The sequence below is a fragment of the Kitasatospora sp. NPDC048715 genome, assembly GCF_043198905.1.
Lineage (GTDB): Bacteria > Actinomycetota > Actinomycetes > Streptomycetales > Streptomycetaceae > Kitasatospora > Kitasatospora lactacystinica.
In genome coordinates, this window is record NZ_JBICVH010000015.1 from 201,670 (window position 1) to 224,587 (window position 22,918).

Annotated in this window: 19 protein-coding genes; 8 read left to right on the forward strand and 11 right to left on the reverse strand. The window is 76.5% G+C overall.

Annotation, left to right across the window (positions count from 1 at the left end; translation table 11 throughout):
* Positions 1–191: 191 nt before the first annotated feature.
* The gene (locus ACGFSC_RS27320; RefSeq protein WP_359899382.1) at positions 192–1,442 is read left to right on the forward strand and encodes a DUF5685 family protein; all 1,251 of its coding nucleotides are present in this window, start codon (positions 192–194) and stop codon (positions 1,440–1,442) included.
* 4 nt (positions 1,443–1,446) lie between these two features.
* On the opposite strand, the gene ACGFSC_RS27325 is transcribed toward ACGFSC_RS27320, so the two are convergent.
* The 3 genes from ACGFSC_RS27325 to ACGFSC_RS27335 form a co-directional block, all read right to left on the reverse strand.
* On the reverse strand, positions 1,447–1,644 hold the full coding sequence (locus tag ACGFSC_RS27325) for a hypothetical protein (RefSeq protein WP_359899384.1): 198 nt from the start codon (positions 1,642–1,644) through the stop codon (positions 1,447–1,449).
* Entirely contained in the window at positions 1,637–1,780 is a 144-nt protein-coding gene (locus ACGFSC_RS27330; RefSeq protein WP_359899386.1) for a hypothetical protein, read from the reverse strand. The genes ACGFSC_RS27325 and ACGFSC_RS27330 overlap by 8 nt, the downstream gene beginning before the upstream one ends.
* Positions 1,781–2,023: 243 nt before the next feature.
* Entirely contained in the window at positions 2,024–2,587 is a 564-nt protein-coding gene (locus ACGFSC_RS27335; protein ID WP_359899388.1) for a TetR/AcrR family transcriptional regulator, read from the reverse strand.
* A gap of 100 nt (positions 2,588–2,687) precedes the next feature.
* On the opposite strand from ACGFSC_RS27335, the gene ACGFSC_RS27340 reads away from it, so the two are divergent.
* The 3 genes from ACGFSC_RS27340 (at position 2,688) to ACGFSC_RS27350 (ending at position 5,600) form a co-directional block, all read left to right on the forward strand.
* A complete protein-coding gene (locus ACGFSC_RS27340; RefSeq protein WP_359899390.1) occupies positions 2,688–3,170 on the forward strand; it encodes a nuclear transport factor 2 family protein in 483 nt (160 codons plus the stop codon).
* A 137-nt stretch (positions 3,171–3,307) separates the two neighbouring features.
* Positions 3,308–4,390 (forward strand): hypothetical protein, encoded by a 1,083-nt coding sequence (locus ACGFSC_RS27345; protein WP_359899392.1) that lies wholly within the window; start codon positions 3,308–3,310, stop codon positions 4,388–4,390.
* A gap of 130 nt (positions 4,391–4,520) precedes the next feature.
* The gene (locus ACGFSC_RS27350) at positions 4,521–5,600 is read left to right on the forward strand and encodes a hypothetical protein (RefSeq protein ID WP_359899394.1); all 1,080 of its coding nucleotides are present in this window, start codon (positions 4,521–4,523) and stop codon (positions 5,598–5,600) included.
* Positions 5,601–5,673: 73 nt separating this feature from the next.
* Here ACGFSC_RS27350 and ACGFSC_RS27355 read toward each other — a convergent pair whose 3' ends face one another.
* Complete coding sequence (locus ACGFSC_RS27355; protein WP_359899395.1) at positions 5,674–6,258, reverse strand: hypothetical protein; 585 nt, start codon at positions 6,256–6,258, stop codon at positions 5,674–5,676.
* A gap of 68 nt (positions 6,259–6,326) precedes the next feature.
* Positions 6,327–6,884 carry a MarR family transcriptional regulator gene (locus tag ACGFSC_RS27360; protein ID WP_359899397.1) on the reverse strand — a complete coding sequence of 186 codons (558 nt, stop codon included), beginning with the start codon at positions 6,882–6,884 and terminating at the stop codon, positions 6,327–6,329.
* An 84-nt stretch (positions 6,885–6,968) separates the two neighbouring features.
* Here ACGFSC_RS27360 and ACGFSC_RS27365 point away from each other — a divergent pair, with 84 nt between their 5' ends.
* The gene (locus tag ACGFSC_RS27365) at positions 6,969–8,330 is read left to right on the forward strand and encodes an MFS transporter (protein WP_359899399.1); all 1,362 of its coding nucleotides are present in this window, start codon (positions 6,969–6,971) and stop codon (positions 8,328–8,330) included.
* 10 nt (positions 8,331–8,340) lie between these two features.
* Here the strand turns inward: ACGFSC_RS27365 and ACGFSC_RS27370 are convergent, their stop codons facing one another.
* Positions 8,341–9,237, reverse strand: a complete 897-nt coding sequence (locus tag ACGFSC_RS27370; protein ID WP_359899401.1) for an alkaline phosphatase family protein — start codon at positions 9,235–9,237, stop codon at positions 8,341–8,343.
* 333 nt (positions 9,238–9,570) lie between these two features.
* Between ACGFSC_RS27370 and ACGFSC_RS27375 the strand changes: the two genes are divergently transcribed.
* A complete protein-coding gene (locus tag ACGFSC_RS27375; protein WP_359899403.1) occupies positions 9,571–10,845 on the forward strand; it encodes a serine hydrolase domain-containing protein in 1,275 nt (424 codons plus the stop codon).
* A gap of 164 nt (positions 10,846–11,009) precedes the next feature.
* Here the strand turns inward: ACGFSC_RS27375 and ACGFSC_RS27380 are convergent, their stop codons facing one another.
* Together ACGFSC_RS27380 and ACGFSC_RS27385 are read right to left on the reverse strand one after the other, a co-directional pair.
* Positions 11,010–13,379: a tetratricopeptide repeat protein gene (locus ACGFSC_RS27380; RefSeq protein WP_359899405.1), complete on the reverse strand. Its 2,370-nt coding sequence runs from the start codon at positions 13,377–13,379 to the stop codon at positions 11,010–11,012.
* Positions 13,380–13,698: 319 nt separating this feature from the next.
* Positions 13,699–16,347 (reverse strand): BTAD domain-containing putative transcriptional regulator, encoded by a 2,649-nt coding sequence (locus ACGFSC_RS27385; RefSeq protein ID WP_359899407.1) that lies wholly within the window; start codon positions 16,345–16,347, stop codon positions 13,699–13,701.
* Between the two features lie 325 nt (positions 16,348–16,672).
* On the opposite strand from ACGFSC_RS27385, the gene ACGFSC_RS27390 reads away from it, so the two are divergent.
* Positions 16,673–19,543 (forward strand): BTAD domain-containing putative transcriptional regulator, encoded by a 2,871-nt coding sequence (locus tag ACGFSC_RS27390; RefSeq protein ID WP_359899409.1) that lies wholly within the window; start codon positions 16,673–16,675, stop codon positions 19,541–19,543.
* A gap of 66 nt (positions 19,544–19,609) precedes the next feature.
* Here ACGFSC_RS27390 and ACGFSC_RS27395 read toward each other — a convergent pair whose 3' ends face one another.
* Complete coding sequence (locus ACGFSC_RS27395; RefSeq protein WP_359899411.1) at positions 19,610–20,248, reverse strand: sigma-70 family RNA polymerase sigma factor; 639 nt, start codon at positions 20,246–20,248, stop codon at positions 19,610–19,612.
* A 274-nt stretch (positions 20,249–20,522) separates the two neighbouring features.
* Positions 20,523–20,900 (reverse strand): hypothetical protein, encoded by a 378-nt coding sequence (locus tag ACGFSC_RS27400; protein WP_359899413.1) that lies wholly within the window; start codon positions 20,898–20,900, stop codon positions 20,523–20,525.
* Positions 20,901–21,172: 272 nt separating this feature from the next.
* Here ACGFSC_RS27400 and ACGFSC_RS27405 point away from each other — a divergent pair, with 272 nt between their 5' ends.
* A complete protein-coding gene (locus tag ACGFSC_RS27405; protein WP_359899415.1) occupies positions 21,173–22,162 on the forward strand; it encodes a hypothetical protein in 990 nt (329 codons plus the stop codon).
* Between the two features lie 211 nt (positions 22,163–22,373).
* On the opposite strand, the gene ACGFSC_RS27410 is transcribed toward ACGFSC_RS27405, so the two are convergent.
* Entirely contained in the window at positions 22,374–22,880 is a 507-nt protein-coding gene (locus ACGFSC_RS27410) for an RICIN domain-containing protein (RefSeq protein ID WP_359899417.1), read from the reverse strand.
* Between the last annotated feature and the right edge of the window lie 38 nt (positions 22,881–22,918).

The window sequence follows — 22,918 nt, forward strand, 5'->3', positions numbered from 1 at the left end:
AGGGGGCGGGGGCGGGGCGAGTGGCGGGCGGCGAGTGGCGGGCGGCGAGTGGCGCACCCCTGGGGAGGTGCGTCCGCCACCTCCGCCCGGTCTCCGGGGCTTGACGGGGCCTCGGCCCGAACGGGGCGCCGATCATATGATGTGCGGCGGATCGTGGCCGGTCGGCGGCCCGTGAAGCAAGGGGGACCAGCGTGTTCGGCATCATCAGACCGTGCAGGCACCGATTGTCGGAGCGCCTGCAGACTTCCTGGATGGCCCACCTGTGCGGGCTCTGCCTCGCACTGCGGGACGACCACGGGCAGCTGGCGCGAACGGCGACCAACTACGACGGTCTGATCATCTCCGTGCTGGTCGAGGCCCAGGCCGCCCGGGAGGACTCCTCCTGGCGCCGCACCGCCGGGCCCTGCCCGCTGCGCGGCATGCGGACCGCCTCCGTCGCCAAGGGCGAGGGCGCCCGGCTCGCCGCCGCCGTCTCGCTGGCACTCGCCTCGGTCAAGATCCGCGACCACGTCGAGGACCGCGACGGCGTCTTCGCCCGCCGCCCGGTCGCGGCCGGAGCCCGTGCCGTCACCCGGCGCTGGGACCGGCAGAGCGCGGGCAGCGCCTCCACGGTCGGCTTCGACACCGCGGTGCTGCTCGACGCGGCCTCCCGGCAGGGCGAGTTGGAGCGCTCGCTGCGGCCCGGCGGGTCCGTCCTGCTGGTCACCGAGCCCACCGAGACCGCCACCTCGGCCGCCTTCGCGCACACCGCCGTGATCGCCGGGCGCCCCGGCAACGCCGCCCCGCTCGCCGAGGCCGGACGGCTGTTCGGCCGGCTCGCCCACCTCCTCGACGCCGCCGAGGACCAGGCCGCTGACGCGGCCTCGGGCGCCTGGAACCCGCTGACCGCCACCGGCACCGACCGCGCCGAGGCCGAACGGCTCTGCCGCGACGCCGTCCACGGCATCCGGCTCGCGCTGCGCGAGGTCGAACTCACCGACCGCACCCTCGTGCACGTGCTGCTCGCGCACGAGACCGAGCGGGCGGTGGAGCGGGTCTTCGGACCGGCCCGGCACGGGGCGGCCTGCCGCCGCCCGGACGCGGCGGGCACCGCCACCGGCGAGCACCCGCACCAGGCGCCGCCGCAGCAGACGCCGCCCGGCCAGGCGCCGATCCCGCCGTGGGTGCCGCAGGGCCCGGGGTTCACGCCGCCCGGCCAGAAGCCGCCGAACCCCCGCAACCTGCTCGCCGGGTGCGCGATGTGGGCGCTGATGGCCTGCACCTGCCAGCTGCTCTGCTGCGACCACGAGGACCCGTTCAGCCGCGAGCGCCGCGAGGGCTTCTGCGTGCGGAACGACTGCGAGTGCGGTGACTGCGGCGGCTGCGGCGACTGCTGCCAGTGCTGCGACGGGGACTGCTGCGACGGGTGCGACTGCTGCTCGTGCGACTGCGGCTGCAGCTGACCGGTCAGTCCCTCCGGTCGGCGCCGCCCTCCCGCTCCCGACCGCCCACCACCGGCCCGGGGTGCCCCCGCAGCACCCCGGGCCGGTCCGCGTTCCGCTCCTGCCCGGCCTCCCCGCGCCGCCAGAGCGGCAGCACGGCCACCGGCAGCACCGCCACCGGACCCGGCCCGGCGCACTCGGGCGCCTCGGCGCACTCAGGCATCGCGCCCCGCCGCCTTCCGGTCCACCACCAGCGAGTCCTCCAGCCGCGCCAGCAACCGCCGGAACCGCTCGGTGTCCTGCTCCGTCATCCGCCCCTCGGGCGACGCCCCCGGCCGCTCGGCCGCTCTCTCGTCCATGCGCCCGAGGCTAGGCGGTGGCGATCAATGGGCGATAAACGCGCGTTCGGGCGAAAAGCACTCGCCCGGTGCGGTTCGGCCGGGAACGGTCGCCCCGCGTGGCGTCCCCTCCGCACCGCCGGCACCGTCGACACCATCGGCACCACCCGCTGCCGAGGGGCAACGACGGCCCCGCACGGGGCCGTCGCCACGGGGCGACGGGGTGCGCTCGCCCCCGGCGCCGGCCGTCGCCCCCTCCCCCGGCTACCGCCCCGGCGTCGCGGCCAGCAGCAGCCGGGCGGCCTCCCTCGCGTCGGCGGCGGCCGTCGGATCGCCGTGGACGGCCGCGCTGGTGATCGACCCCTCGGCCAGCAGGGTCAGGTGGACGGCCGTGGCGGACGGCGCTCCGGCGGCCTGGGCCAGGCCCGCGAGGTAGCTCCCGAACTCCGCCTTGTGGTGCCGGGCGGCGGCCACCACCGCGGGGCTGACGGCGCCCAGTTCGCCGAGCGAGTTGACGAAGGCGCAGCCCCGGAAACCGGGTTCGGCGAACCACCGGCCGAGCCAGTCGTAGACCGCGAGCAGTTGCTCCCGCGGGTCGCCGCCGGTGCGCGAGACGTACTCGGCGAGGCTCGCCCGCCAACGGCCGTCGCGGCGCAGCAGGTAGGCCTCGACGAGCTCGCCCTTGGACGGGAAGTGCTGGTAGACGCGGCGCATGGTCATGCCGGAGGCGGCCCGGACGGCGTCCATGCCGACCGCCTGGATGCCCTGCCCGTAGAACAGCTCCTCGGCCGCGTCGAGGATTCGGGTCCGCGGGTCTTCCTGCTCCATCTGCCGTGCCCTTTGCGTGAGAACGATGATTCTCCTATCGTATCCAGCAGAGTGAGAACGATCGTTCTCACCGGTGGAACGCCCATTCCGAGGAGCATCCATGCCCGAGACCGGCACCGAGCAGCGCCCGCCCCTGCCCCCGTTCACCGAGGAGACCGCCCGCCGGAAGGTCCGGGCCGCCGAGGACGCCTGGAACACCCGCGACCCCCGGCGGGTCGCCCTCGCCTACACCCCGGACAGCCGCTGGCGCAACCGCTCCGAGTTCCTCGCCGGCCGCGAGCGGATCGCCGACTTCCTCACCCGCAAGTGGCAGCGCGAGCTCGACTACCGCCTGATCAAGGAACTCTGGGCGCACGACGGCAACCGCATCGCGGTCCGCTTCGCGTACGAGTGGCACGACGGCGACGGCCGCTGGTACCGCTCCTACGGCAACGAGAACTGGGAGTTCGACCGCGACGGCCTGATGGCCCGTCGGCACGCGTCCATCAACGACCTGCCGATCACCGCCGAGGAGCGCCTGTTCCACTGGCCGCTCGGCCGCCGCCCGGACGACCACCCGGGCCTCACCGAACTCGGCCTCTGAACCGCCCCCGCCACGGGGCCACGGCACTCCCCCCGCTGTTCCACGGCTGTGACACGGCGCACATCCGCCGCTGACCTCGCACTGCGAGGCTCCTGGTCGAAGGCGAACAGCACACAAGGGGGACCAGGAAGATGTCCGTGCGCAACAGCTCCGTGCGAAACCGGTTCGGCACCACCGCGGCGATCGCGCTGATGGTCGGCGTCGGCGCCGTCCTGGTCTCCGCCTGCGGCCCCGAGAACGGCGACTCCGCCCCCACCGCCGCTCCGACCGGCGGCGCCGCCCCGGCCGGTACCGCCCCCGGGGCGGCGTCGCCGGGAACGGCCGCACCCGGCTCCTCCGCCCCCTCCGGCAGCGCCGCGCCCGGCGGCGGCAAGGAGGTCAACGGCACCTCGGCCGCCAACCACCTGACCATCTCCACCGGCACGGCGACCGTCGCACTGAACGGCACCACCGTCGACTTCGGCACCGTCGTCCGGGACCTGGCCTGGTCCCCCGACGGAAAGAAGGCCGCCTTCGTCAACGGCAACGGCGACCTGATGACCGCCAACCCGGACGGCACCGGCAAGGTCGTCCTCGCCAGGAACCCCGGCGGCGAGACCTGGTCCCACCCCACCTGGCAGCACGCCACCGCCGACCCGAGCGTCACCGCCGGCGGCGACGCGCTGGATCGGTTCGCCGCGATCGTCTTCACCTCCGACAAGGGCGGCACGCTGCGGCTGGAGAAGGTCCCCACCAAGTCCCCCGGCGCCACCCCCGAGGTGCTCACCCCGCACATCTCCGAGGGCGGCGGCGATCCGGTGCCGCAGCCGCCGCAGACCGGCAACACCTGGGCCAACGCGGGCGGCCACCGGGGCGAGATCGTCTACGCCAACACCCCGACCAACGAGGTGTACCTGTACGACGACTACATCCGCCCGGCCACCCGGGACCTGGGCAAGGGCTCGCAGCCGGCCCTCGCCCCGGACGGCGAGCACCTCGTCTTCGTCCGCTCGGTGAACGGGCACGACCACCTGTTCACCCGCTCCACCCGGATCGACCAGAAGGCCGAGAAGGACCTCACCCCGTCGGCCACCACCGACTACACCCAGCCCGCCTGGTCCCCCGACGGCAGGACCATCGCGGTCCGCACCCCGGACGGCATCAGCACCCTGCCCGCCGACGGCTCGGCCGCGCCGACCCAGGTCTCCACCGTCAAGGGCCTGCCCTCCTACCGCCCCTGATGCCGGCTCAGGCAGAGCGGAGGCCACCGGTACAGGACCGAGACGCCGTTACCGGAACCTGATCCTCTCGACGGACGGCCGAGACCCGTTCCACACAAAAGTCTGACGTCCCGCGCCTAGCGTGCCGGACATGCCGAAGACACCCGCAACACCGACCGGAACACCGACCACCGACCGCGCACTGCCCCGCAGGCTCGCCGCCGTGGGCGCCCTCCTGCTGAGTGCGACCACGGCGGCGGTGCTGCTGCCGAACGCCGCCCTCGCCGCGGAGCGGGAGACCGTCACGACGCACGCCGGCGCCACCACCGCGCAGGAGCGCGACCTGGTCGACGCCTACTGGACCCCCGCCCGGATGAAGCTGGCGGGTGCCATGGTCCCCGAGATCACGCCCGTGCCCGAGGACGACAACACCCCCGACGACCCGCGGCCGCTGCCCGCGGACACCCCGGACCCCGGGGCCGTGTGGACCCACGGCGGAGCGGTGACCCGCAGCGTCGGCCGGCTCTTCTTCACCTTCTCCGACGGCTACGACGGCAGTTGCACCGCGACGGTCGTCGCCGGCGCGAACCGCAGCACCGTCGTCACCTCGGCCCACTGCCTGCGGGGGGTCGGGGCGCCCGCCGCCGCCGACACCTGGAACCACAACCTCTACTTCGTGCCCGGGTACCGCAACGGGACCAAGCCGCTCGGCGGCTTCAGCATCAGGACCATGGCCACCTCCTCCCGCTGGGACTCCGCACCGAGCGGGACCGGGTCGGACGGGGTCGCCGTGGCCGGCCACGACGCCGCGGTCCTGGTGGCGAACCGTTCGGCCGAGGGGCGGCGGGTCGCGGACGTGACCGGCAGCCAGCGGATCGCGTTCACCCCGCCCGTCGAGGGCGAGTTCGTCCACTCCTTCGGGTATCCGAAGGACCGGCTGAACAACCCCGACGGCAAGTACACCGGTTCGCGCCTGATCCACTGCGCCGGACCGAGCCGCCCCGGACCCAAGGCCCCGCTGCTGTGGGGCGAGCCCTGCGACATGTCGCACGGGGCCAGCGGCGGCCCCCACTTCACCGGGTTCGACCCCGCCACCGGGACCGGCACCCTCGTCGGCGTCACCACCACCTCCGAGGAACTCGCGGGCGGCCCGGCCGGCACCTCGTACGCCACCCGCCTCGGTGACGGCGCCCGCCGCCTCTACGACTGGGCGCAGACCCGGGCGGTCTGACCCCCGCGGCCCCGAACCCGCCCGGCCGGCAGCTCCGCCGGCCGGGCCACCGGGGCGGCACGGGCCACGAGAGCTACCGAGGCTTCGCCAACTCGGCTCGCAGCTCGGCCAGGTGCTCGTCGGCCGACTCGTGCGGCAGGAACTCGACCACGTCGAGGAAGCGGAACAGCACCCGGGTCCCGGTGACGGCGTACTCGTAGTCGCCGAACCCGACCACCGCGCCCGTGCCGCCGCGCGCCGCGCCCCGGACGGCGGCCGAGGTCAGCTCGTCCGCCGTGTCCCCGGTGCTCGCCCGCCGCCGGGCGTTGGGGCGCGCCAGGTACGGGCAGACCATGGCGGCGTAGAGCATGCAGGACCGGTGGCCCGGGCCCTCCATGGTGGGCGCGAGGTTGCGGTACGGCTGCCCGGCCGCGAGCGCCCCGGCGATCGCCGCGCTCTCGGCGGCGCCGACCACCCGCCACACCGGTCCGCGGTCCATGAACCGCCCGCACACCGAGCACCGCCGCTCCAGCGCGCAGTCGGCGCTGCGCCCGTAGTCGGTCAGCGCGAACTGCGGGACGTCGCCCTGCCACGGCGTGATCGCGGGCACCGGGTAGCCCCGCCCGTCCCGGGGCCGCGCCCCCACGCCGTCCGGCACCGGCACAAGTTCGAATCGCACGCCCCTATCGATACCAGGGACGGACGCCGCGGGTCGACCCCGGCCGCCCGGCCGCCCGCCCGGGGGGCCTACCGCTCGCCCTCCTGAGCGAGCATCACCTTCCGCAGCAGGTCCGCCAGCGTGCGCCGTTCCTCCTCGGAGAGCACTCCCAGCAGCCGCCGCTCCTCCCGGCCCACCACGTCCAGGGCCTCCTGCCAGGCGGCGCGTCCGGCCTCGGTCAGCACGATGTCGACCTTCCGGCGGTCCTCCGTGGACGGCGTGCGCAGGACGAAGCCGCGCCGTTCCAGGGTCTCCAGCCGGCCGGTGACCGAGGCGGGGGCGAGGTTGAGGTCGGCCCGGAGGTCGGAGGGGGCGGCGTGGCCGCCGCGGCCGGCGAGCACGTGCAGGGTGTCGAACTCGTGCTTGTGCAGGCCGTAGTCGGCGACGCCCTGTTCGCGGACCCGGCCGAGGTGGCGGGTGAGTCGCGACATCCGGGTGACGGAGGCCTCGATGTCCGGGTCGAGGCCGGGCAGCACCGGCTGCCAGCGGTCGAGGTGGCCGTCCGTCCAGTCCCGGGCCCCCGTCCGGTCACGGCTGCCCGTCCGGTCGCGGGGCGCAGTGGGCTGCTCGGGAGGGTGCTCGGCCATGGGAGGAGTCTACAAACCGCAGCAGAAACAACGGCGCAAAAATATTCGTTGCCGAAATTTCGGCAGCGAAATACAGTGCGGCGCGTGACACGACACCCCTTGAACCTGAGCGGCTTCCGCCTGCTCTTCGTCGGACGGACCCTCTCCACCCTCGGCGACTCCGTCGTCCCGGCCGCCCTGGCCATCGCCGTCACCCGCGCCACCGGCTCGGCCGCCGCACTCGGCCTCGTCCTGGGCTGCGCGATGGTGCCGAGACTGCTCCTGCTGCCGGTCGGCGGCGTGGTCGGGGACCGCTTCGACCCGCGTCTCGTCGCCCTCACCACCGACCTGGTCCGGGCCGCCGCCCAACTGCTGGTCGGACTCGAACTGCTCGGCGGGAACCCGGACCTGGCGCACGTCGCGCTCGCCTCGGCGGTCGGCGGCACCGCCTCCGCCTTCGCCATGCCCACCGCCTCCCCACTGGTCGCCGCCACCGTCCGGGGCGAGCTGCGACTGCGCGCCAACGCCCTGCTCGGCTCCGCCACCGCCGCCGCCCGGCTCGGCGGCCCGGCCCTCGCCGGACTGCTGGTGTACACCGCCGGGCCCGGCTGGGCGTTCGTGCTGGACGGCGCCTCCTTCGCACTGAGCGCCGCGCTGCTGACCCGGCTCCGCATCGACCACGTGCCCGGCGAACCGCGCTCGCTGCGCCGGGACCTCGCCGAGGGCTGGAGCGAGGTGCGCTCCCGGGACTGGTACTGGACCAGCCTGATCGCCCACGGGGTGTGGAACGGCGCGAGCTCCGTGCTGCTCACCCTCGGCCCGCTGATCGCCGCCACCCGGCTCGGCGGGGACGGCGCCTGGGTGGCGCTGACCCAGGCGGGCGCGGTGGGTCTGCTGGCCGGCTCGCTGATCGCCGGACGGCTGCGGCCCCGCCGCCCGGTGCTGGCCGGGAACCTCGCCCTCGCGCTGTACGGGCTGCCGCTGCTCGCGCTCGCCCTCCCGGCCCCGGCGCCGCTCGCGGTGGCCGCACAGGCGGTGGCGATGGCCGGGCTGGGCTTCCTCAACCCGGTCTGGGAGACGGTGGTCCAGCAGGAGTTCCCGCCCGGGGCGCTGGCCCGGGTCACCTCGTACGACTGGCTGCTGTCGCTGGCCGGCGCCCCGCTCGGGTACGTCCTGGCGCCGTTGGCCGCCGACGCCTGGGGCGACCGGGTGCCGCTGCTGGCGGTGGCGGGGCTGGTGACGGCGGTCTGCGCGGGCACGGCGGCGGTGCCCGGCGTCCGGCGGTACGGCGCCCGGCAGGCCGCCGGAACCGCGCCCGCGCCCGGGCCGGCGACCGAACGGCCACCGGCCCGGACCCGGGCTCACGATCGGGCTCGGACCCCGGATCAGGAGCCGGACCAGGCCCGGGAACAGGCCCCGGAACAGGACCGGAGCCCGGAACAGGACCCGGCCGGGATCAGGGCCTGACCGCCGCCGTTCAGTTCCAGATGCCGGTGATGTCCGCGGCGGAGGCCGCGTTGCCCGCGTGGCCGGAGGCACCGGCCAGGTCCTCCAGGGTGCGCAGCACGTTGTAGTGGTTGTAGGTGGTGGCGCTGCTGCTGCCGGGCGTCACGTGGGCGCCGTAGATCACGGTCGGGATCCGGTTGCCGGACAGCTTGTTGTCCTCGTCGAAGGTGACGACCAGCAGGCTGTTGTGGGTCTGCGCCCAGGTGGCGTACGCGCCCAGGTTGTTCTTGATCCAGGTGTCGCCGGTGCCGACCGAGCAGTCGTGCATGTCGCTGCAGAGGTTCGGCACCACGAAGGAGACGTTCGGCAGGGTGCTGTAGTCGGCCGGGAACTGGGCGAAGGTCTTGGCGGAGCCGAGCGGGACGTTGCCGAAGCCGAACCAGGGGTTGTGCTTCTGGGCGTAGCTGCCGCTGCTGCACACGGTGCTGCCCTGGCTGGGCAGGGACTCGTTGTAGCTGCCCCAGGTCTTGCCGGCGGCGATCACCTCGGAGGCGAGGTTGGCGGCCTGGAAGCCGCCGACCGTCACACAGCTGTCGTCGACGGTGCCCTGGGTGGAGCCGGAGAACAGCGCGTAGTAGTTCGGCTCGCTCGGGTGGGTGATGCCGAAGGACTGGGTGAGGTTGGCCCCGCCCGCCTTCAGGGTGTTGTTGATGTACGGGGCGCTGCTGCTGCCGATGACCTGGGTGTAGGCGTGGTTCTCCATCACCACGACGACGATGTGGTCGGGCGTGGGCAGCGCGGCGGCCTGGGCGGTGGTGGCGGTGGCCGCCCAGAGGCCGGCGGAGGCGGCGAGCAGGGCGACGGCGGAGCCGATCGCGGTCGCGGTGCGGCGGGAGCGGGCGCTCAGGGCCTTCGTGGACGAAGTCATGACAATTCCTCGGGTGGAAGACGGCCCGGCGAGCCGGGCTCGGGACGGGAGGTGCCTGCCGCCGGTGTGCGGCGTCCGGGGTGCGGCGCCCGGGTACGACCGGGCGCAAAGCGCCCGAACAGCATCGGGCGCGGAGTTCGACGCGGGTAGACGACGGCAGGTGAAACCTTGGCCCCGGCGCGGGAAACGAACGGTGCGGCCGCCGACCGCCGCATCGACAACGCGAAATGCGGGCGAACCGGTTCACATTGCCACGGACCGCCCGGGCCGGTGATAGTGATCTTCGAACGACGCGGTCCGACGCCGCGTCAGCTCACGAGAGAACCGAGGAACATGGCGAAGACCAGCCTTCTGCGCCCGCTCGCGGTGGCCGCCGCCGGCGCCGTCCTGGTGGCGACCGGTGCCCTGCCCGCCGCGGCCGCCGGCCAGGACACCACCGCCGCGACCGCCCCCGACCTCGCCGGTGTGCGCGCCGCCCTCCAGGCCACCGTCTCGGCCGGCGCCCCGGGCGCCTTCGCGGTGATCCGCGACCACGACGGCGGCGACCGGACCCGCTCGGTGAACGTCGGCCTGGCCGACCTGGACGGGACCCCGATGAACTCCTCGTGGAGGTTCCGGGTCGGCAGCAACAGCAAGATGTTCACCGCCGTTCTCGTGATGCAGCTGGCGCAGGAGGGCCGGATCGACCTCGACCGGCCGCTGCGCGAGTACCTGCCCGCGGGCACCCTCCCGGAGGGCTGGACCATGACGGGCCGCCAGGTGCTGGAGCACCGGGCCGGGATCTTCGACCACACCAACGACCTGCTGGAGCAGGCCGGCGAGGAGACCACCAGCGCCTTCGAGGCCCGCATCCGCAGCACGGTCTACGACCCGCGCGAGCTGGTCGCGATGTCGGTCAAGCACGGCCTGCAGTACACCCCCGGCACCCGCTACTCCTACTCCAACACCGACTTCGTGCTGATGGGCCTGGCGGTCGAGCACCTCACCGGCCAGCCCTTCCCGGAGGTGCTGAACGAGCGGATCATCCAGCCGCTCGGCCTGCGCAGGACCTCCTTCGTGGTGCCCGACCAGGCGATCCGCGGCGCCCACGTCACCGGCTACCTCACCAACGACGACCGCACCAAGCCGCTGCTGAACTCCACCGAGCAGAACGGTTCCTGGGTCTGGGCCGCCGGGGCCGTCATCTCCACCGCCGAGGACCTCGACCGCTTCCTCACCGCGCTGACGGCCGGCGACGACGGCGGGCTCGTCTCGACCACCTCGCTCCAGCAGATGACCGCCGCCCTGCCCACGCCCACCGCGAAGATCTCCTACGGCCTGGGCCTGCGCCGCATCTCGCTCTCCTGCGGGGACGTGTACGGGCACGGCGGCATCGTGCAGGGCTTCAACAGCCAGTCCTTCACCACCCCGGACGGTCGGCGCAGCGTGGTGGTCTTCGCCAACGCCTCCAACAACGGCTCGGTGACCCAGGGTCTGATGAACACCCTGGAGCCGGCCTTCTGCGGCAAGCAGCCCACCGTCGCCCCGCGGACGGCCTTCGCGCCCGCCTCCGCACCGGCCTCGGCCCCGGTCGACCCGCTGCCGGTGGTGGAGGACACCCGGATCTGACCGGTCCCACCGGTCCCACCGGTCCCACCGGTCCCACAGGTCCGACCGGCCGCTCCGACCCGCGCGCCCGCCCGCTTCCGTTGGGACCGGAGGCGGGCCGGGGCGTTTCCGGGTGCGGCCGACCGGCTGCGGGCACCACCGGCCGGGCGCCTCGGGAGAACCGGTCAGTGCCGGGCGCCCGCCGCGCGGGGGCCCTCCGCGCTCAGGTCGGTGAGCGCCTCGGTCAGCAGCTCGCGGGCCTCCTCGGCGCGGCCCTGCTCGATCAGCGCGGTGCCCAGTTCGGTCAGCGTCTTGGTCATGCTGTCCGGGCGGCCCACCGCCTCGAAGTGCACCAGGGCCTGCCGGTAGGCCTTCTCGGCGGCCGGCCAGCGCCTCAACGCCGCGCGGTCCAGGCCGAGTTCGTGCGCGGTCATGGCCGCCAGCAGGTGCATCAGCGGCGAGGACCAGCGCTCCACCAGCTCCAGCGCCCCGGCCAGGGCCCGCCGGCGCGAATCCACCGCCTCCTCCGCCCGGCCGGACTCCCGCAGGCAGTTGGCGGCGCCCCGCAGGGTGACCAGCCGGCCGATCATCGCCGAGCGGCTGGCGAGCTCGGCGAAGGCGTCCGCCGCCCGCTGGAAGGCGTCGGTCGCCTCCCGGTGCCGCTGGAGGTGGCGCAGGCCCGAGGCGAGGTAGGTGAGCGCCCAGCCCTGCTGCTCCCGGTCGCCCACCGCGAGGGCCAGCTCCAGCCCCTCGGTGGCCAGTTCGATGCCGCGCTGGTAGCGGTGCAGGCAGGTGATGTACGTCCAGGCCAGGTAGTTGACGTGCACCGCCTCCACCCGCTGGTCCCCGGTCGCGCGGGCGGCGTCCGCCGAGAGCTGGAACACCTCCGCCCAGATGCCCCAGCTCAGCAGCCGGTCGGAGAACCAGTGCATCGCCTCGGCGGTGTCCACCACCTCCCGGTAGCGGCCGGCCAGTTGCGCCTGGTGCAGGGCGGCCAGCCACTCGGGGTGCTCGTACTCCAGCCAGGCGGCCGCCTCGGTGAGGTGCGGGGGCGCGCCGCCGCCGGTGCCGGCCGCGTCCGTGGCGTGGTCGGGGTCGAACCGCAGTCCGTACTCGGCCGCCCGGCCGAGGATCCAGCGGCCGGCCCGGGTGCGGGCCTCGGCCAGCTCCTGGCCCGTCTCGTCGGCGGTCAGCCGCTCGCCCGCGTAGAGCCGCACCAGGTCGTGCAGGCGGTAGCGGTCCGGGGTGGCCGCCTGCATCAGCCCGGCGTCGACGAGCTGCTCCAGCACCAGCTCGGTGCGGGCCGCCGACAGGCCCGCGTAGGCCGCGGCGATCTCCGCGGTGAAGTCCTGCCCGGCGGTCAGCGCGCAGCGGCGCAGGACCAGTTGGGACTCGGCGGGCAGTCGCCGGTAGGACAGCTCGAAGGCCGGGCGGACGGCCAGGTCGCCGGTCTCCAGCAGGTCCAGCCGGTTCTCCTCGGCGGTGAGCTGGCGCACCAGGTGGGCGACCGGCTGCTGCGGGCGGGCGACCAGGCGCTGCCCGGCGATCCGCAGCGCGAGCGGCAGGTAGCCGCAGAGCCTGGCCAGCTCGGCGGTGGCGTCGGGCGCGGCCTCGATCCGCTCGCGGCCGGCGATCCGGGCCAGCAGCCCGGCCGCTTCCGCCGGGGAGAGCACGTCCAGGCTCAGCCGGTGCACCGACTCCAGGCCGGGCAGCACGTTGCGGCTGGTCACGATGGTCACGGCCGGGCCGGAGCCGGGCAGCAGCGGACGCACCTGGCCCTCGTCGGCGGCGTTGTCCAGCACCAGGACGAGCCGCCGCTCGCGCACCAGCGCCCGGTAGAGGCCGGCCCGCTCCTCCGTCCCGGCGGGCACCGCGGCATCGGCCACGCCCAGGGCGCGCAGCACCTGGCCGAGCGCGTCCCGGGCGGGCAGCGGCTGCGAGGACATGCCGCCGAGGTCCAGCGAGAGCTGGCCGTCCGGGAAGCGCGGGGCCAGGACGTGGGCGGCGTGCAGGGCGAAGGAGGTCTTGCCGAGGCCGGGCTGGCCGCTGACCAGCACCACGCGCGGGTGGGCCGGCCGCTCGTCCTCGGCCAGCCGGGCCAGCAGGGCGAGGGCGTCCTCGCGGGCGGTGAAGTCGGCGATGTCGCGGGGCAGCGCGAGGGCGCTCTGGCCGGTCCCGGCGGCGGGCACCGCCGGGGCCGCGGCGCGCGGCGCGTCCGTACGGGCGGCGGCCTCGTGCGCGGCCGACCGGAGGGGCCGGGCGCGGCCCCCGGCGGGCGCCGAGCCCGGCCGCACCCCGCGCGGGCGTCCGGACTGCGCGGCCCGGTCCAGCGCCTCCGCCTGCACGCCGTCCAGCCCGAGCGCCTCGGCCAGGGCCCGCACGGTGCGCCGCTGCGGGCCGCGGGTGCGACCGCGCTCCATGTCCCCGAGGGCGCGCAGGCTGACCCCGGCGGCCGCGGCGAGCTCCTCCTGGGTCAGACCCGCGGCCACCCGGTGCCCCGCCAGCAGACAGCTGAACCCGTTCGCGTCCGTGTCCGTACCGCCCCCGGCCGCCATGCCCCGCCCCCACTCACTCGGTCCTGCGCAGTTCCGCACTTCTGCCTGGAGTCGCCTCCGGCGGTTCGTTCCAGGCAGAAGTATGCCCGGGCGGACGGATTCCTCCCAGTCGCCCCTCCCTCAGGATATCCGCCCAGGTCAGGAGGGATGCGTGCGGACGGGGCGACGCAGGCGGGGGCGGTTGCGCGGGAGCGGACCGCCGATAGTTCCGCCTGTGGTTCCGCCGGCCGATCAGCGGTTTTCCGCCACGGACGGCCGGTCTCCGGCAGCGGTTTCCCGCCGCCGGGGCGGCCGGGGCAGGGCCCGGCGGGCGGCGGCCCTACACCAGGCGTCTCGCCTCCGCGCCCTCGACGGTGCGGCCGAGGGCGTCCAGCAGGTCGGCGAGCAGGCCGTGGGAGCGGGCTTCGAGCGCCGGGTCTCCGACGGTGCGGCCGAGGGCGACGGCGAGCCGGGCCGAGGAGAGCGCGGCGTCCCGGCGGCCGAGCGCGTGCAGGGCGCGGGCCCGGCTGTGGGTGGCGAGGACGGCCTCGGCGCCGCCGGAGCGGGCGGTGGCGGCGCGCACCGCCTCGTCGGCGTGGCGCAGGGCGGGCCCGGGGTCGCCGGCCAGGACGAGCGCGTCGGCGAGGTCGGTGAGCGCGCGGACCAGCAGGTGGTCGGTGGCCGGGGTGCGGGCGGCGGCCACCAGGTCGCCGAGCATGGGCACCGCCCGCTCGTACCGGCCGGTCCGCAGCAGCGCGGCCGCCACCCGGCTGCGGCAGTGGTGGCGCAGCGCCGCGTCGCCGGCCCGGTCGGCGGCGTCGACCGCCCGCTCCAGCTGGTCGGCGGCGGTGCGGTGGGCCCCGCGGTCGACGTGCAGGACGGCGAGGTCGGTGCCGAGCCGGGCGACCGCCGCCTCGTCCCGGTCCGCGTGCGCGGCGCGCAGCCCGGCCTCGACCACGGCCCGCCAGTGCGTCCGGTCGTGGCCGGTGGTCTCGTACAACCGGCCGACCCGGTGGGCGAGTCGCCAGGCCGCGGTGGGCCGTCCCTTCTGCTCGGCGCAGAGCACGACGGCGCGCAGGGCGCTCTCCTCGCGGCGGAACCAGGCCGCCGCCGACCCGCTGCCCCCGGCCTCCGCGCCCCCGGCCTCCGCCCCCTCGCCCGCCCAGTCCGCGGTGACCTCCAGGTAGTGGGCGATCAGCCGGTCGAGGGCCAGGTACCGCTCGTCGCAGGCAAGTTCGGCGGCCTGCGCGGCGGCGTGGCGGCGGACCAGCTCGCGCCGGGCGTACCGGCCGGGGCTGGTCTCCTCCAGCAGGTGCACGGCGTCGAGCCGGGTCAGCAGGGTGCGGGCGGTCGCGGGCGGGAGGTCGGCGAGGGCGGCGGCGGTGTCGGTGCCGATCTCCGCGCCGGGGTGCAGGCCGAGCAGGGTGAACAGCCGGGCGGCGTCCGGGGCCAGCGCGCGGTACGTGCGGTCCAGCGCCGTGGTGAGGCCGAGCGGGCCGCGGTCGGTGCCGGCGCCGGCGCCGGAGAGCGCGGCCAGGCCGGTCTGCTCGTCGGCGAGTTCGGCGGCGAGGTCGGCCGCGGACCAGTCGGGCCGGGCGGCGAGGCGGGCGGCGGCCAGGCGCAGCGCGAGCGGCAGGTGGTCGCAGCGCTCGGCGAGTTCGGCGACGGCCTCCGGCTCACCGGCCGTGCGGTCCGGGCCGAGGATGCGGGCGAGCAGGTCGGCGGCCTCGTCGGCGCCGAGCGCGCCGAGCGGCACCGGTATGCCGCCGGTACGGACCAGCAGGTGGCGCAGCCGGCTGCGGCTGGTGACGATCGCGACCGGGGCGGGTTCGCTGTCGGTGGCCGGCGGGTCGGGCAGCAGCGGGGCGAGCTGCTCGTAGGAGGCGGCGTCGTCCAGGACGACCAGCATCCGCCGGCCGCCGATCAGTTCGCGGTAGTGGCGGGCGCGGTCCTCGGGTTCGGCGGGCAGCGCGTCCGGGTCGACGCCGAGGGCGGTGAGGAGCTCCCCGAGCACCTCACCGGGTTCGCGCGCCCCGTCCGGGTCGAAGCCGCGCAGTTCGGCGCGGAGGACGCCGTCCGGGAAGTAGGCGTCGCCGCGCCGGGCCGTCCACTGCCGGACCAGGCTGGTCTTGCCGACCCCCGCGGGCCCGGTGACCAGGATCGGCCGGCCGTCCCGCGCGGCGGGCAACACCTGGTCCAGCCGGGCGAGTTCGACGCTCCGGCCGACGAACCGGCGGTCCGCGGCGGGCCGGGCGCCGGCCAGCTCGCCGGCCCGGCGCAGTTCGGGGCCGGGCGGCCAGCTGAGCCGGGCCACCGCCCGCTCGTAGCGCTCCCGCGCCTCGGCGCTCCGCCCGTCCTGCTCCAGGCAGCGCACCAGCCGGGCGGCCAGCGGCTGCCGGGCGGGGTGGCCGTCGGCGGCCTCGTCGAGTTCGGCGGCCAGCTCGCCGCCCCGGCCGGCCCGGAGCAGGCCGTCGGCCAGGAGCTCCAGGGCGCGCAGCCGCAGGTCGGTCAGGTACGGGAGGGTCCGCTCGCGCAGCAGGGCGGAGCCGCAGTCGGCGAGCGCCGGACCGCGCCAGAGGTCCAGCGCGGCGCGCAGCAGGGGCAGTGCCCGGTCCGGCGCGGCGCCCCGCGGCGGGCCGGCGGGCTCGGGGAGCAGCACGCCCGCCTGCTCGCAGAACCGGGCGAAGCGCAGCACGTCGATCCGGTCGGGCTCACCGGCCAGCAGGTAGCCGGAGCCGCGGGTGTCGAGTTCCAGTCCGGGGCCGTCCAGCAGCTGGCGCAGCGCCGCGACATGGCCCTGCAGGGCGGCCCGCGCGGTGGGCGGCGCGCAGCCCTCCCAGACCAGCTCGATCAGCTCCTCGGTGGCCACCGTCCGGTTCAGCCGCACGGCGAGCGCGCTCAGCAGCGCCCGGCGCTTGGGCGCCGAGGGCGTCACCGCCGTCCCGTCCTCCCGCCGCACCACCACCGGTCCGAGCAGATCGATGTACACGCGCCCGTTCCCCTCCCCCGTCCTCGACTCCCCGGCCCGACCGAGGATAGGGCCGGTCAGGCCCTTCGCGCCGGTCCGGGGCCGTCCTCGGGCACCGTACCGCGCGGGTACGACACGGCGCCCCGGCCGGACCGAGGGGTACGACACGGCGTTCCGGCCCGATCCCCCGCCGGCGCAACCATCCGCCGCTCCCGACGCGTCAACCGGGGGCAGGGACAACCGACCGACATGACCGGACATCTTCTCGCACTACACTGCTCCACCCCGAGGGCCGATGGCCGCTTCGGGACGTGATGCGCGGTTCTGCGGTGAAGTGGGGGTACTGGTGCGGATTCGGCTGCTCGGGCCGGTGGAGTTGCGGATCGGGGCAGGCGGCTTCACGAGCGTGGCGGGCGCGCAGCGGCGGGCCGTGCTGGCGCTGCTGGCGCTGCGGCTGGGGCACCTGGTCACCGTGGACCAGCTGTGCGAGCTGCTGTGGGACGAGCAGCCGCCGCCGAGCGCGCGGGCGGCCGTGCAGGGCCACGTCGCCGCGCTGCGCAAGGTGCTCGCCGGCACCCCGTTCGAGCTGCACACCCGGGACTCCGGCTACCTGCTGGCCGGGCCGGCCGACGAGGTGGACGCGCTGCGCTTCGAGGAACTCACCGGCGCCGCCGACCGGCAGGCCGGCCACGGCGACTGCGCCACGGCGGTCGCGCTGCTGGAGGGGGCGCTGCGGCTGTGGCGCGGCGAGGCGCTGGCCGACCTGCCCGACACCCCGCTGCGCTCCGCCGCGGTGGACCGGCTGCGGCAGTCCCGCACCGCCGCCCTGCTCCGCTGGGCCGGGCTGCGGCTGGGCCAGGGCGCCGGGGCGTCGGCCGTGCCGCTGCTGGAGCAGGGCGTCCGGATGGACGGGCTGCGCGAGGAACTGGTGGCGCTGCTGATGCGCTGCCTGCACCAGGCGGGCCGGCCCGCCGAGGCGCTGACCGCCTACCACCGGGCCCGGATGCGGCTCGCCGAGGAGCTGGGCATCCACCCCGGCCCGGCGCTGCGGGCGGCGCTCGCCGAAGTGCTGGCCGACGACCGCACGGTGGAGCCGCCGGCCGCCGCTCCCCCGGCCGCCGAGCCGGCGCCGCAGGCCCCGCCGGTCCCGCCGGTCCCGCCGGTCCCGCTGGTTCCGCGCCAACTGCCGCGTCGCCACCCGGACTTCGTCGGCCGCACCGGCGACCTGGCCCGTCTCGACCGGGCCTGCGGGCCGGGCCCCGACGGGGGCGGCCGGACCGGGGACGGCCCGGTGCTGGTGGTCGGCCCGGCCGGGGTGGGCAAGAGCGCGCTGGTCACCGCCTGGGCGCACCGGGTCGCCGACCGCTTCCCGGACGGCCTGCTCCACGCCGAGCTGCACGGCCTCGCCCCGGACGGCCCGGCCCGGCCCGAGGCCGTCCTGGCCGGCTTCCTGCGCGCGCTCGGCGTGCCGCGGGACGGCATCCCCGCCGGGCGCGCCGCCCGGGCGGCGCTCTACCGCGAACGCACCGCTGGCCGGCGGCTGCTGGTGCTGCTGGACGACGCCGCCGACGCCGACCAGGTCGCCGACCTGCTGCCCGCGGGCCCGGCCGGCACCGCCGTGGTCACCGGCCGGGGCGCGCTGGAGGGCCTGGTCGCCCTGGAGGGAGCGACCCTGCTGCGCCTGGCCGCACTGCCCGAGGACGACGCCCTGGACCTGCTGGAACGCGCGCTGACGCCCGAGCGGCTGCGCGCCGAGCCGGAGGCCGCCGCCCGGCTCGCCGGGCTCTGCGACCGTCTGCCGCTCGCCCTGCGGATCGCCGCCGCCCGGCTGGCCGCCCGGCCGGACTGGACGATCGCCGAGCTGGTCGCCGAACTCGCCGACGAGCGGACCGGGCTGGCCGCCCTGGACGCCGACGGCACGCTCTCCGTCGCGGGCCGGCTCCGGCTGACCCACCGCCGGCTCTCCGAACCCGCGGCCGAACTGCTGACCGTCCAGGCCGCCCACCCCGGCCGCGAGCTGGACCCTTCGGCGAGCGCCGCGCTGCTCGGCAGCGACACCGCCACCGCCCACCGGGCGCTCGGCGAGCTGACCTCCCACCACCTGCTCACCGGCACCGCCCCCGGGCGCCACGTCCGCACCGACCTGGTCCGGCGCTACGGCGCCGGGCTGCTCGCCGAACGGCCCGAGCGGCACCGGCGGCTGCTGCGCGAACGCCTGGCCGACCACTACCTCACGGCCCTGCGGCACTGCGGCTCCTTCCTCGACCCCGGACAGGAGGACACCGCCCCGCCCGCCGGCCCGGCGCAGTCCCTGCCGGCCGCCGTCGACATCCGCACCGCGCTCGACTGGTTCGACGCCGAGGAGCCGGCGCTCTCCGCGCTGGTCGCCTCCCCCGACACCGACCCGGCCCGCGCCTGGCGGATCGCGCTGACCTGCGGCTCGCTCTACTACGGCGCCGGCCGCTTCACCGACTGGCTCGCCTGCGCCCGGCTCGGGCAGGCGGCGGCCGAACGGTGCGGCGACCCGGTCGCGCTCGCCCTGCTGCTCAACTGCCGGGCGCAGGCCCTGGTCGCGCTGGAACGCCGGCAGGAGTGCGCGGAGGCGGCCCGGCGGGCGGTGGCCGCCGCCGAGTCCGGGACCGGGCCCGCGGCCGTGTCCGCGCACGTCCGGGCGCTCGCCACGCTGGCCATGGTCACCGCGATGCTCGGCAACGGCGCCGAGGCCGAACGGCTGGCGGCCGGCGCCACCGCGCTCGCGCTGGAGTCCGGCGACCGCCGGCGGCTGGTCGACGCCAAGGTGCACCAGGGCTGGGTGAGCCTGGCCGTCGGGGACCGGGAGGGCGCCCAGCGCCGGTCCCGCGAGGCCCGGGAGCTGCTGCCGGCCACGCCCGTCACCCAGGTCCACCTCTGGTCGCTGCTGACCGAGGCGCAGGCCCTCCCGCCGACCGTCCGCGACGTCGCCGCCGACCTCGCCTGGCACCGGCTGCTCGCCGCGTGCGAGGAGGCCGGCCTGCTGTACCTGCACGCCGTGGCCGAACAGTCCTACGCCGCCCACCTGTCGGCCCGGGGCCGGGAACCGGAGGTGGGTGCCAGGCTGCGCTCGGCGCTGGAGCGCTTCCGCTCGCACGACCGGCGCGCGGGCTACCGGAGCGGGTTCACCACCGGCCTGGAGGCATCGCTCAAGCTCCGTACCGGGCGGCGGCCGGCGGACGACTGACCCGGGCGGCGGCCGGCCCCGGCGGAGGCCGGCGGGCCCGTGCCGCCCGACGGGACGGCGGCCCGGTCAGCCCGCGGCCGAGGCGGCCCCGCGCTCCGTCGGGGCGTACCCGTGCTCCGCCGCCAGCACCGGGCGCAGCGCCCGGATCGCGTAGAAGTTGCGGGACTTGACCGTCCCCGGCGGCACCCCCAGCCGGGCCGAGGCCTCCAGCACCGAGCGGTCCTTGAGGTGCAGCTCGACCAGCACCTCGCGGTGGTGCTTCTGCACCCGGCGCAGCGCCAGCGCGATGTCCCGGGCCACCACCACCCGCTCGTAGGGGTCGTCGGCGACCGGCCGGTCCTCCATCGGCTCGCCGATCACCTCCTTGGCGCGGGCGGCGGCCATCCGGTAGTGGTCGATCGCGATCCGGCGGGCCACCGTGAACAGCCAGGGCCGGCTCGCCTCCGGCCCGGCGGACAGCGCCTCCGGGTGCTGCCAGGCGCGCAGCAGGGTCTCCTGGAGGATGTCCTCGGCCTTGCCGCGGTCCCCGCCCGTGGCCCGCAGCAGCGCGCGCAGCAGGTAGCCGCCGTGCAGCCGGTGGATCTCGGCGAGCGTGTCCGGGTCGAGCGTCGGACGGGCCGGGGCGGTGACGCCTTCCGGCGCGTCCGCCGGACCCTCGGACGACGGGGTGACGGACGTGGGCTGGGCGACGGACGGCTTCGACACGCGCTACCTCTCAGGTCGGGCAGGGGCGCAGCACGGGCAGGGCGTGCTGGGCAGCGACCGGACATCCCCCGGCGGTGGCTGCAACAGCACACTGCCGGAGGCCGCCAAGTCCGCACCAAGGCAGCACCAACGCCCCCGCCCGGGGCACTCGGACCGGTCCCGGGTGCCACCGTTGGCGGGCGCCGACGACTGTTGGCCGGTCGTTAGCGGCCGTGAGCCGCGGCGCCCGCGCCACCGCCCGGACGGCGCCCCCACCGCCCCGGGCCCGGCGGTCTCAGCCCCCGCCGAGCGCCCGGAGCAGCTCCTGCACCCCGTCCTCGCCCCGGTGCTCGATCAGCACCGCGACCCAGCCCGTCAGCCGCTGCCGCTCCGCCGCCGACCACTGCGGGGCCGACGGGTGCTCGTCCACCACCAGCGCCGTCGCCATGTCCAGCAGCGCCGTCGCGGGCCGCGGCCACCACCGGCCCTCCGGCACCACGCGCAGCGCCATCCTCCGGGCGACCGCGATCACCTCCTCCGCCTCCGCCTCGGGCACCGCCAGCGCGGCCGGCCCGTCCGCGCTCGGCGCCCCGGCCCGCACCAGGGCCGCGACGAACTCCCGCGCCTCCGGCCCGTCCGCGGCCATGCCGCGTCCCTCCCCCGTCCCGTTCACGGGACTCACGCTCCTTCCGACTCGGTGGCACTCGGCAGGCGCCGGGTGCCACCGGATGACGGTACCGATCGGTAGCCGGTGGGGCGGAGGGTTTTCCGATGCGGACCTCCCGATGCGACCAGGGTGCTCCGTGCACCCTGCCCCGCTCAACGGGCCCCCCACCGAGGGCGGTTCAGTGAACCGGAGCGGCGCCTTCAGCCGTACTCCCGGCTGTACGGGCCGGCCGGACCGGAGGCACCGGTCCGGCGCACCCTGGACCGGGAGGTCATCCGATGGCTTTCTCCGACGGCACCGCGGGCGCGGGCAGCACCACCCCGGCCGCACCCGACTACTCGCCCGCCGCCTGGCCCGAGCCGGTCGCCCTGCTGCCCCGGCGCCCGCTCGACCCGCTCGGCACCGTCCTCATCCCGCCCGCCGAACGCCAGCTGTTCACCCGCGCCCAGACCGCCGAACCCCCCTCGGCGGCGCCCTCGGCCGTCCCGCCGGCGGAGCCGCCGGCCCGGCACACCGACACCGGCGCGGCACCCGGACCGCTGCCCGAGCCGCCCGCACAACGCCCCGGCACGGACCTCCCGCGCGCCCTGCGGCTCGTCCTGCCCGGCGGCGGGGAGGCACGGCGGCGGCGCCTGGTCGAACGCGTCCGGGTGCCGCTGCGGGCCTGCCACCGGATCGCCGTCCTGGGCGGCCCCGCCGAGGGGGCCGCCGCCGTCCTCGGCGCCCTGCTCGCCGAGCACCGGGCCGACCCGGTGCTCGTCCTGTCCACCGCCGGGCCCGCCGGGAGCGAGTGCCGTACCGGCGGCCGGCTCGTGCTGCGATCCGTACGACCCGACCCGGCCGCCGTGCGGGAGGCCCTCGACGAGGCCCGCGGCCACTACCCGGTCGTCCTCGCCGACACCACCGACGCCCCGGCCGAGGTCCAGCTCGCCGCCGTCGACCGGGCCGACCAGCTGATCCTCTGCGCCCGGGCCAGCGCCGACGGCGCCCGCACCGCCGAAGACCTCCTCGACCACCTCACCGCCCTCGGCCACGAGCAGCTGGCCCGCGGGGCGACCGCCGTCTTCACCCCCGCCCCGCCCACCGACCGCCCGGTCGCCGGCCGCGACCTCCTCCTCCACTTCCGGACCCGCTGCCGCGGCGCCCTCGCCCTCCCGCTCCCGGGCCGCCCCCAGGCGGCCCCCGCCGCCCTGCGCCCCCGGGCCCGCCTCGACTACCTCGAACTCGCCGCCCTCGTCGGCGACGCCATGGCCGAACGCCGGGGCTGAGCGGGGCCGCAGAGGGAGCGACCCACCGGACGGGCGCGGGCCGAGCCGCTCCCCGGCCTCCCGGCGGGCGCCGGGAGGCCGGGAGGCCGGGGAGAGGACGGCGATCCGCCGCAGGGCACCGCCTCGCCCACTCACGAGGTGGCCTTCCCCCGCGGTCCACGCCGGGAAGCCCGCGCGGCAGGCGGCCCCCGCTACCGCGTCCGGGCGCGGCTCAGCGCCACTTCTGGGTGGCGGACCCGTTGCACTGCCACTGGCCGGCGACCGCACCGTTGTGGGTGGCGTCGCCCCAGATCTCCAGGCACTTGCCCGAGTTCGCGTTTCCGAGCTCGCCGGTGGAATACCAGTACCACTGCTGGGTTTCCGACCCGTTGCAGTCCCACTGGCCGGCGCGGGCGCCGTCATTGGTGGCGTCGCCCCAGATCTCCAGACACTTGCCCGAGTTCACGTTGACGATGGTGGCCCAGACGCCGTTGTAGGACAGCCGCCATTGCTGGGTGGCCGATCCGTTGCAGTCCCACTGGCCCGCGCGGGCGCCGTTGCCGGTGGCGTCGCCCCAGATCTCCAGACACTTGCCGGAGTTGACGTTGACGAAGGTCCTCTCCCCGGCCGACAGCGCAGGCGCTGTCGCGGCGCCGGCGGTCGGTGCGGCCGCGAAGCCCGTGGTGATCGCGATTCCGGCGACAAGCGCCGCTGTTCCCTTACCGATCCGAAGATTCACAGCTCTCCTTGGAGGTAGGTGGCACCACCTGCCTTCCC